At 58.7% G+C, this 7,530-nt stretch carries 7 protein-coding genes and 1 pseudogene; 3 read left to right on the forward strand and 5 right to left on the reverse strand.

Annotated elements, in window-relative coordinates; translation table 11 throughout:
• Positions 1-140: 140 nt before the first annotated feature.
• The 5 genes and pseudogenes from ACTHUY_RS11880 to ACTHUY_RS11900 form a co-directional block, all read right to left on the reverse strand.
• A pseudogene (locus tag ACTHUY_RS11880) lies at positions 141-1,543 on the reverse strand (IS30 family transposase).
• The gene (locus ACTHUY_RS11885; protein ID WP_441678994.1) at positions 1,435-2,241 is read right to left on the reverse strand and encodes an IS3 family transposase; all 807 of its coding nucleotides are present in this window, start codon (positions 2,239-2,241) and stop codon (positions 1,435-1,437) included. The pseudogene ACTHUY_RS11880 and the gene ACTHUY_RS11885 overlap by 109 nt, the downstream one beginning before the upstream one ends.
• A 52-nt stretch (positions 2,242-2,293) precedes the next feature.
• Entirely contained in the window at positions 2,294-2,587 is a 294-nt protein-coding gene (locus ACTHUY_RS11890; RefSeq protein WP_441678996.1) for a transposase, read from the reverse strand.
• A gap of 87 nt (positions 2,588-2,674) precedes the next feature.
• Positions 2,675-4,096 (reverse strand): MDR family MFS transporter, encoded by a 1,422-nt coding sequence (locus tag ACTHUY_RS11895; protein WP_441676017.1) that lies wholly within the window; start codon positions 4,094-4,096, stop codon positions 2,675-2,677.
• Between the two features lie 113 nt (positions 4,097-4,209).
• On the reverse strand, positions 4,210-4,668 hold the full coding sequence (locus tag ACTHUY_RS11900; RefSeq protein ID WP_441654769.1) for a MarR family winged helix-turn-helix transcriptional regulator: 459 nt from the start codon (positions 4,666-4,668) through the stop codon (positions 4,210-4,212).
• Positions 4,669-4,950: 282 nt separating this feature from the next.
• Here ACTHUY_RS11900 and ACTHUY_RS11905 point away from each other — a divergent pair, with 282 nt between their 5' ends.
• The 3 genes from ACTHUY_RS11905 (at position 4,951) to ACTHUY_RS11915 (ending at position 7,311) form a co-directional block, all read left to right on the forward strand.
• On the forward strand, positions 4,951-5,259 hold the full coding sequence (locus ACTHUY_RS11905) for a YchJ family protein (RefSeq protein ID WP_441654770.1): 309 nt from the start codon (positions 4,951-4,953) through the stop codon (positions 5,257-5,259).
• Between the two features lie 177 nt (positions 5,260-5,436).
• Positions 5,437-6,864, forward strand: a complete 1,428-nt coding sequence (locus ACTHUY_RS11910) for an NAD-dependent malic enzyme (protein ID WP_441654771.1) — start codon at positions 5,437-5,439, stop codon at positions 6,862-6,864.
• A 231-nt stretch (positions 6,865-7,095) separates the two neighbouring features.
• Entirely contained in the window at positions 7,096-7,311 is a 216-nt protein-coding gene (locus ACTHUY_RS11915; protein ID WP_441654772.1) for a hypothetical protein, read from the forward strand.
• Positions 7,312-7,530: the final 219 nt, after the last annotated feature.

Below are 7,530 nucleotides of genomic sequence, written 5' to 3' on the forward strand. Positions count from 1 at the left end.
CGGTCAGGTCTACCCGATTCTTGCGGAACCAGGTGAAAACAGTCTGACAGTCATAGCTGTCACCAACGGTCCCGATCGAGGGCGTCGCTCCGATCTCAGCAAGACGCTCACCGTAACGAATCGACGTGAATTGTGTGGGTTCAATCGGTCGTTGCAACACTGCTGTTCAGGGTTGATTGTAGCTGCTCGGTCAGTACCTCGGTGGGGGTTCGAAATCCCAAGATTTTTCGGGGTCGGTTGTTCAGCGCTAGAGCGACGGCTTCGAGGTCGTGGGCGTCCCACCTGGATAGGTCGGTGCCTTTGGGGAAGTACTGGCGCAGGAGCCCGTTGCTGTTCTCGTTCGTGGGCCGTTGCCAGGGCGAGTGCGGATCGGCGAAGTACACCTTGGTGCCGGTATCGAGGGTGAAGGCAGCGTGGTCAGCCATCTCGGTACCTCGGTCCCACGTCAGCGTGCGGCGCAATTGTAGCGGCAGACGGGTCATTGAGGTTTGCAGGGCTGTGTTCATCGCTTCGGCTCCGTATCCGCCCAGAGCGGGTCCGTTCTTGGTGGGAGCAACTTTGCCCCACCGGGGGTCTCGGGGCAGGTGCACCAGCAGGATACTGCGAGAGCGTCGCTCCACCACGGTGCCGATGGCCGAGCGTCCAGTGCCGATGATCAAGTCTCCTTCCCAGTGTCCTGGCACAGCGCGGTCTTCGGCTTCGGCAGGGCGCTGGGATATCATCACCGCCTTGGTGACGTGCCCGTGGGGTTTGTTCCTCCGCTGGGTCCGTGCCCGAGGTTTACGAACTGCCCGCCCAGTGCGCAACGCCGCGACGAGCTCTCGTTTGAGTGCCCCACGTGCCTCGATGTACAAGGATTGATAGATCGCTTCATGACTGATTCTCATGCTCTCATCATCAGGGAAATCGATCTTCAGGCGTTGCGATATCTGTTCCGGACTCCACGCAGTGAACCACTTACGGTCCGCCCGGCGCGGCTTGCCCACACCCTTCCACGCCGGGGTGTGCGGACCGGGCACGACTTGATCGTCCTCGTCGTGGAGCATCCCGGCAAGCCGATCCTCCACGTACTGTCGAAGGCGTAGGTTGGTGGCGAGCTTAGCTACCTTTGGGCGCTTCGCCGCTTCCTGGGCCTTCCACTGGGCCACCACAGCGCGCTACCCCCGATCCCATCGCGGGTAGCGGCGTTTCGTCGCAGCTCCCGAGAGATCGTCGAAGGATCTCGCCCCAAGCGGCGAGCGATCTCGCGCACCCCCGTCTCCTTCGCGTTCAAGATGGCGATCTCCTCACGCTCTTCAAATGACAGATACCGCCCCGTAGGCTCATCTAGGCTCAAAGGTCTCTTCCCACCAGCATGGCCGAACCACCTGGATCCCACCGGCACTGACACCCCCACCCGCACCGCAGCCTCCGCGGTAGTGATACCAGTAGCGATCAACGTCCAGAACTGACGCTGCACCGCCCGCGACGGGGCCGGCCGCCCTGGGGACCGCATCGGTGGACGCAACGCCCGATCCGCACGCCACTGACGACGCACCTCCATTGGCATATCACTGGTCTTCTTACTCCAGTCCGCAGTAGCCATCGTCTTACACCTCTTTCATCAAGGTGTTGCGACAATCGATTGAATCCGCCTTGGCTGCCCGCATCGCTGTGGCAACGCAGCTCTGGAAGATGCCTGCCCCGTGACCAGCGGGCCATCTCGATCGCATCAAGCACCGTCCCGGTTTTCATGTTCGATGCACACCGCCATCCCACAATCGCGCGACTGAACGCGTCAATGATGAAGCAGACATAAGCGACGCCCTGCCAGGTCGGCACGAACGTCAAATCCGTAACCCACAACTGGTTCGGCGCGGCAGCACTGAATACGCGGTTCACGAGATCGGGGTGCCGTGGTGCTTTCGGATCAGGCTTCGTGGTCTTGCGCCGTTTCGCGCGACGCACCCCTTCAATCTCGAGAATCTTCATGAGCCTTGCGACCTGGTCACGACCGATCTCGATGCCAGCACGTTTCGCGGCTTTCCAGAGCTTGCGCACCCCATACACGGAGTAGTTCGCCTCCCAGATTTCAAGCAGCCGTGGCGCGACCTCCGTATCCCGAATTTGCCGGGCTGATGCTGGCCTGCCGTTCGCGGCGTAATACGTAGACGGGGTCACCTGCAATACTTTGCAGATGCGCTCGACCCCGAGCCGCCGACCAGCGACGATATCGTCCTTATTCGCGTTAATAAACCGCACTAGTTCCGATGTTGGCGGTCGAGCTCCGCCCCGAAGAAAGACGCGGCCCGTTTCAAGATTTCATTCGCGCGCTTGAGCTCACGCACCTCTTGCTCGAGTTCTCGCATTCGTGTTTGATCATCGGTCGTGACTCCGGCTTTGACTCCGTCATCGATGTCGCTTGGCGCACCCACGCTCGTACCGACTCGACCCCGTAGCCGAGCTGTTCTGCGACGCGCGATGTCGTTCCTTGGCTCGTACCAAGCTCGGCACGGAGGGTACGCACCATCCTGACTGCAGCGGCTTTCTCTTCAGCCGAGTAGCGGCGTCCCTTGTTCTTGTGTTGGGGCATGGCTCCATTCTCCATCCGTAACTCTGGAGCCTCCAACAAACCCAGGGCGCTTCAATCCGGAGGCCTGAGTCATGCGGGAAGCCACGGTGTTGTGGGGCAGGCTTACTCCTGTGGCTCGATGATCTCGGAGGCCGCGGGAGATTGGCGGTTTCGGATAAAGAGGGAACCAATGATTCCGAGAATGCCGAGGGAACCGGAAACAATGAAAGCCACGTTGGCTCCGTGAATGACTCCCTCAATTCCGTAAACGGCAGGATCCTTGACCGTGGCGGTCATAATCGTCACCATGACCGCGGCACCGATCGAGGAAGAGATCTGGCGGAGCGTGTTGTTGACGGCAGTACCGTGCGGAATCATGCGCTGCGGCAGCTCGTTCAGGGCCGCCGTTGTTACCGGCATGATCACCATTGCAACGCCAAGCATGCGGACCGCATTGACGATCGCCAGGTACTCGAGCGTCGTGTCGAGTGATAGTCGGGCGAGCATAAACGTGGATGCGGTGGCGAGGATAAAGCCGAAGAACGACAGCCATTTGCCGCCGAAGCGGTCGAACACCCTGCCCGTGATAGGGGAGACGACTCCCATGACAACGGCACCCGGCAGGAGAGCAATGCCGGACTCCATGGCCGTAAAGTCAGCCATGTTCTGCATGTAGAGAGGCAGGATCAGCATGCCACCGATCATGACCACAAAGATCGTCATACCAAGCAGGGTTCCGAGCGTGAACATAGGGTTCGAGAGAACCCGAATATCAAGCATGGGCTTTTCAAGGGTGAGCTGACGGCGAGTGAACCAGACAAGAGCGAGAAGGCCAACGACCAGGGGGCCGATCACATTTGCGCTCCCCCATCCCGCACTTCCCGCGGTACTGAAACCAAACAGTAGCCCGCCAAAACCAATTGTGGACAGGGTGAGTGACAGGAAATCGAGCTTCGGGTTCGTGTTCTCCGTGACGTTGCGGAGCAGGAAATAGGCGAAGACTGCGTCGATCAAAGCAATCGGCAGCATCATGATAAACAGGGTCTGCCAGGGCATGTTGTCAACGATCCAGCCCGACAGGCTGGGTCCGATTGCCGGAGCAAAGGAAATGACAAGGCCCAGGGTTCCCATGGCCGAACCGCGACGATGGAACGAAAACATGGCAAACACAATGGTCTGCATGAGAGGCATGATCATGCCGCCGCTCGCGGCCTGAACAACGCGACCAAGAAGGAGAACGCCGAAGGACGGTGCCGCTGCACATATTGCCGTGCCGACCGAGAAGATCAGCATCGCCGCCATAAACAGTTTCCTCGTGCTGAACTTCTCGATCAGAAATGCTGTTACGGGAATCATGACGCCATTGACGAGCATGAAGACCGTCGTCACCCACTGGGCGGCATTCTCTGTGATCCCGAACTCCTCCATGAACGTCGGCAGAGCCGTATTCAGCAGGGTCTGGTTCAGAATGATGATGAACGCACCCGAGAGGAGAACCGCAAGAACAATATTGCGCTTCACCGGTTGGGATTCGGGTTGGGACATGGGTACCTCAGTTCGGTGTGCCACCCATGCGAATGCATCGGGGCGGGAAAGAATGCAGAAAAGTCGGATATCGCAGGTCGTAAGACGACGTGGTGGGGCAGTGGGCGGGATGCCTACGGGAGGGGCCTTGGCCAGGGATGGCCGCGAAGCTCCTCAAGTGATTCGTTGAGTCTGCGCGTGAGTTCTGTGAACTGAGAAACCTCATCATCAGTCCAGTCGGCAGTCACGCGAGTAAGAGTGTCGCTGCGAGCATTCAACTCCCGGTCGAGAGCCGCAAGGCCCTCCTGGGTTGGAACATGACGGCGAGCCTGGGACCCGCTCTCTCCCGGAATCCGTTCGATCAACCCGCACGATATCGCCGCCGCAACCTGACGATGAACCGTCGATGTGTCGAGACCAAACCCGTCGGCGAAGTCACTGACCGACATCGGGCCCGAAGCCGCAAGGCGAGCAACAAGAAAGGCGGTGCTCGTATCCAACTCCCATTGCCGACCGTGCGGCGGAGAGTTTTGCGAGGCGGCGCGCGAAAGAAGCATCTGCTCGTAAACGAGCTCGCGACGAGAAACGGCCACGGGAAACTCAAATCCAACCGGACATGTGAACACAGGTATTGCATCATACAATTGCATGATGCAAAAGGCCCAGTGGGCATCACCTCAGAAAGCATCTGGAGAACGAGTAGCGGGGCGTGTTTTCGGTAGTGCTATTCGATCATGGGGAATGTCGCCAACCGGTGACAGAAACAAGGATTGAGCGGCCATATGCCCATGTTCATTGGTAGCCCGAGATCGCCCGATCCGGTGCGAGCGCTAGTGCCAATAACGGTGCTGGTTGGTGTCGAATAGGATGGAGCTGTGGAATCGACAACTGCTGAAGAACTCATGAGGTCCCGCTTCGACGCCTTCGCGCGAAGCGACGAAGAGTGGTTGCTTCGCACCTGGCATCCCACGACCCGCCCGGAGACGGTTGACCTGACGGACAATCCGCAGTGGCGGGGGTTGCAGATCGTCGACGTCGTTGACGGAGGCCCGGAAGATACTGACGGAATAGTCGAATTCCGAGCTACCTATAAGGAAGCCGGGGGAGGGATTGGCGTCCTTCAGGAGCGCTCGCGGTTTGTCCAAGAAAGAGGCCGTTGGTTCTACGTGGAAGCCATCAATTAGAAGCAGATGTATGAACTGCCGAGGTTTTCGCTTCCAAGAATGGCGAGGATCCGTTCGTTCGCCTTGGAGAGTCCGAATCCTCCCGTTTTGAGCCGGTCCTCGGTTGGCTAAATGGAACTTTTCTAGCGCGTAGAATGAGGAAGAGCACACTTTCACAACTCAATGAGGAGTCAATCCGTGGTTTCCCCCAGTCCCGGTTATTCGATTACGTTCCGTGTAGAAACTCCCGCATCATTCTCCGCCAGCTCGGACCTGACCGCGGCAATTGCTGAAACGGGAGCCCAGATTACGGCCCTCGATGTCACCGGTTCAGGTGTTGACCACATGGTCATTGACGTCTCTGCTAATGCTCGTGGTCAGCGCCACGTCGACAAGATCACCGCGAAGATTGATGCGCTTGAGGGTACCCGGGTCAAGCTGGTTTCCGACCGCACCTTCGTTATTCATTCGGGCGGAAAGATCGAAACCACATCGAAGGTTCAGCTCCGTAACCGTGAAGACCTCTCCCGCGCCTACACCCCGGGCGTAGCTCGAGTCTGCAATGCGATTGCCGAAAACAAGGAGAATGCTCGTCGCTTCACCATCAAGGCAAACACTGTTGCTGTTGTTACCGACGGCACCGCAGTTCTTGGTTTGGGCGATATTGGCCCCGAGGCCGCCATGCCGGTCATGGAGGGCAAGGCGATCCTGTTTAAGAAATTCGGCAACGTAAATGCGTGGCCGGTGGCTCTCGATACGAAGGACACCGAGGAAATCATCTCGATCTGCAAGGCGATTGCCCCCGCCTACGGCGGTATTAACCTCGAGGATATTTCGGCGCCGCGTTGCTTTGAGATCGAGAGGCGGCTCCGCGACGAGCTCGATATCCCCGTCTTCCACGACGATCAGCACGGCACTGCGATTGTCACGCTCGCAGCCCTCAACAATGCTCTCAAGGTCGTGAACAAGAATATTGAGGACGTGAAGGTCGTTGTCTCCGGCGTCGGTGCCGCGGGCTTCGCCATCATCAAGCTCCTCATGGCCTCCGGTGTTAAGCACATCCGTGCGGCCGGCCGCGCAGGAGTCATCGAGCGCGGTTTCTCCCATGCCGATGAGCACCGTAACTGGCTTGCCAGCAACACGAACGAAGAAGGCTTCTCCGGAACCCTCAAGGAGGCGGTTGTCGGCGCCGATGTCTTCATTGGAGTATCGGCACCCAACCTGCTTGATGGTGATGACATTGCTGCCATGAACGACGACGCGATCGTATTCGCCATGGCAAACCCAGATCCGGAAGTCGATCCGGAGGAAGCTTCTAAGCACGCGGCAATTGTCGCGACCGGCCGTTCGGACTTCCCGAACCAGATCAACAATGTTTTGGTCTTCCCGGGCTTCTTCCGCGGCCTGCTCGATGCTGGGGCCACCGGAGTTTCTGACGAGATGATGGTTGCTGCCGCCGATGCAATCTCGGCAACCATCACGGCCGAGGAACTCAATCCGAGCTTCCTCATCCCCTCGGTGTTTGACAAGCGAGTGTCCCCGGCCGTCGCCGAAGCCGTTGCCGAAGCGGCGCGGGCCAGCGGCCATGTGTCCACGATCGACAAGAACGTGGATGTTGTCCGTTAATACAAGCTGTAGTCGCCGGTTTTAAGCCGGTGTGAAGGAGCAAGCGCGCATTTAGACGTGGTGGGGTCGCGGGCGGGATCAAAATCTCCTCCGCGGCCCCGGTCGTTCTCTTCAGATGCCAGCGGGTATGCACTTCCGATCTTGTACTTACATCGTGAACTGGCCAGCGGCCGGTCTGGCTGGGGTGCCGGTGCCCTTTTTATCCAGTATTGGAGCCATTACGTTGCGGGTATGGGAGAGCTACCTTTTAACAATGAAATGAACGACCGGGTCCGATCGGCTCAGCCGCACTGTAAGCCAAAGTTCCTGCAGGACCGCCCCGAACTGGAGAAATGGTTCTGGGCAGGCGGGGCTATCCTCATTGGCGCACTTATTGCATGGTTGATCCTTGCCAGCATCAGGCTGATGTACGAGTCGCCTGATTGGCTAATTGGTGCAGAGGACTGAGAACTCGCGGATCACAAGGAAAACTGGCGAGAGTCCGCGGAGTCACGATTCTCGCATGAGACGGTCGCAACAATGCTGTGGTTCGCTTCCGGTCTGAGCTTTGTTGGGCTACTGATCCGCGCTGTCGCCCAGCCCAGCGAAACAGCGTCGAGGGTCTCCCAGTCGTTCCTCCTATGTGCGGCGTTCCTGGCCGTAGTCGTTATGGGCTACGGCAACTTC

The organism is Flaviflexus sp., assembly GCF_052087705.1.
Lineage (GTDB): Bacteria > Actinomycetota > Actinomycetes > Actinomycetales > Actinomycetaceae > Flaviflexus > Flaviflexus ciconiae.